The sequence below is a fragment of the Mesosutterella porci genome (assembly GCF_022134585.1).
Lineage (GTDB): Bacteria > Pseudomonadota > Gammaproteobacteria > Burkholderiales > Burkholderiaceae_F > Mesosutterella > Mesosutterella porci.
Genome location: NZ_JAKNCT010000025.1, coordinates 1 through 1991 on the forward strand (window position 1 = coordinate 1; position 1991 = coordinate 1991).

The following is a 1991-nucleotide window of genomic DNA, read 5'->3' on the forward strand; positions in this document are numbered from 1 at the left end:
ACCGGCGAACAACCGGTTTTGATGACGGTACCTGAAGAATAAGCACCGGCTAACTACGTGCCAGCAGCCGCGGTAATACGCAGGGTGCAAGCGTTAATCGGAATTACTGGGCGTAAAGGGTGCGCAGGCGGCTGTGCAAGACAGATGTGAAATCCCCGGGCTTAACCTGGGAACTGCATTTGTGACTGCACGGCTGGAGTCTGTCAGAGGAGGGTGGAATTCCGCGTGTAGCAGTGAAATGCGTAGATATGCGGAAGAACACCGATGGCGAAGGCAGCCCTCTGGGACATGACTGACGCTCATGCACGAAAGCGTGGGGAGCAAACAGGATTAGATACCCTGGTAGTCCACGCCCTAAACGATGTCAGCTGATTGTTCGGAAAGCAATTTCTGGGTAACCAAGCCAACGCGTGAAGCTGACCGCCTGGGAAGTACGGTCGCAAGATTAAAACTCAAAGGAATTGACGGGGACCCGCACAAGCGGTGGATGATGTGGATTAATCCGACGCAACGCGTAAAACCTTACCTAGCCTTGACATGTCAGGAACCTGGATGAAAGTCCGGGGTGCCCGCAAGGGAGCCTGAACACAGGTGCTGCATGGCTGTCGTCAGCTCGTGTCGTGAGATGTTGGGTCAAGTCCCGCAACGAGCGCAACCCTTGTCATCAGTTGCTACGCAAGAGCACTCTGATGAGACCGCCGGTGACAAACCGGAGGAGGATGGGGATGACGTCAAGTCGTCATGGCCCTTACGGCTAGGGCCTCACACGTCATACAATGGTCGGAACAGAGGGCAGCTAAGCCAGGAGGCGGAGCAAATCCCAGAAAACCGATCGTAGTCCGGACTGCAGTCTGCAACTCGACTGCACGAAGTCGGAATCGCTAGTAATCGCGGATCAGCATGCCGCGGTGAATACGTTCCCGGGTCTTGTACACACCGCCCGTCACACCATGGGAGTGGGGTTCGCCAGAAGGCGTTTGTCCAACCGCAAGGAGGACGACGACCACGGTGGGTTCCATGACTGGGGTGAAGTCGTAACAAGGTAGCAGTACCGGAAGGTGCGGCTGGATCACCTCCTTTTAAGAGAGCAAGGCTTTCAGAAGTCAGAGCCCACGCTTATCGTTCGTTGTACAAAACAGAACGCGAGAAGGACAGGCCGGGTCTGTAGCTCAGCTGGTTAGAGCATCGTCTTGATAAGGCGAGGGTCGATGGTTCGAATCCATCCAGACCCACCAAGGGCCGCCGGGAGCATAGCTCAGTTGGGAGAGCGCCTGGTTTGCAACCAGGAGGTCAACGGTTCGATCCCGTTTGTCTCCACCAGTTTTCCCCATCGGAAGCAAATGACCGCGGGATGGTGTCTGAAAGGACGCTGCTGAAAAGAAGCGTTTTTTCAAACAAGATCCCTGCGAGGGGGTTCTGTTTCAGTTCTTTAACAATTAGGAAGGAATGAGAAAGTTTCAAACAGCTGGAGATTGATGAGGTTTCCAGCGGCAGTTTGGAACATGGGTTGTGATTGCATTCACGAATTGCAAGTTTCTCCAAGTAGAAACCGAAGCAGATTCAAGAGAACAGCGACACGTTACAGGTCACTTGAAGCCCGTGCCGGCAAAAGGCGGCAGGGTTATAGGATCAAGCGACTAAGTGCATGTGGTGGATGCCTTGGCGATCACAGGCGATGAAGGACGCGGCAGTCTGCGAAAAGCTCAGGGGAGCTGACAACGAGCATTGATCCTGAGATGTCCGAATGAGGGAACTCCAGGCTTTAGCCTGATCCGCGGGTGAATACATAGCCCGCGGAGGCGAACGAGGCGAACTGAAACATCTCAGTAGCTTCAGGAAAAGAAATCAACCGAGATTGCGCCAGTAGCGGCGAGCGAAAGCGCAGCAGCCTGAATTCGATATTGAAGACGACACCGGAAGGACCTGGAAAGGTCCGCCGCAGAGGGTGACAGCCCCGTACGGGAACCGTCGACAAGGTACTAAGGATTCGA

Annotated in this window: 2 tRNA genes and 2 rRNA genes; all 4 read left to right on the forward strand. The window is 54.5% G+C overall.

Features of this window, described 5'->3' with window-relative positions:
• A 16S ribosomal RNA gene (locus tag MAF45_RS11190) occupies positions 1-1080 on the forward strand; the annotation flags it as partial.
• 78 nt (positions 1081-1158) lie between these two features.
• Positions 1159-1235: transfer RNA gene (locus MAF45_RS11195), tRNA-Ile, on the forward strand.
• A gap of 9 nt (positions 1236-1244) precedes the next feature.
• Positions 1245-1320, forward strand: a tRNA-Ala gene (locus tag MAF45_RS11200).
• Positions 1321-1627: 307 nt separating this feature from the next.
• A 23S ribosomal RNA gene (locus MAF45_RS11205) occupies positions 1628-1991 on the forward strand; the annotation flags it as partial.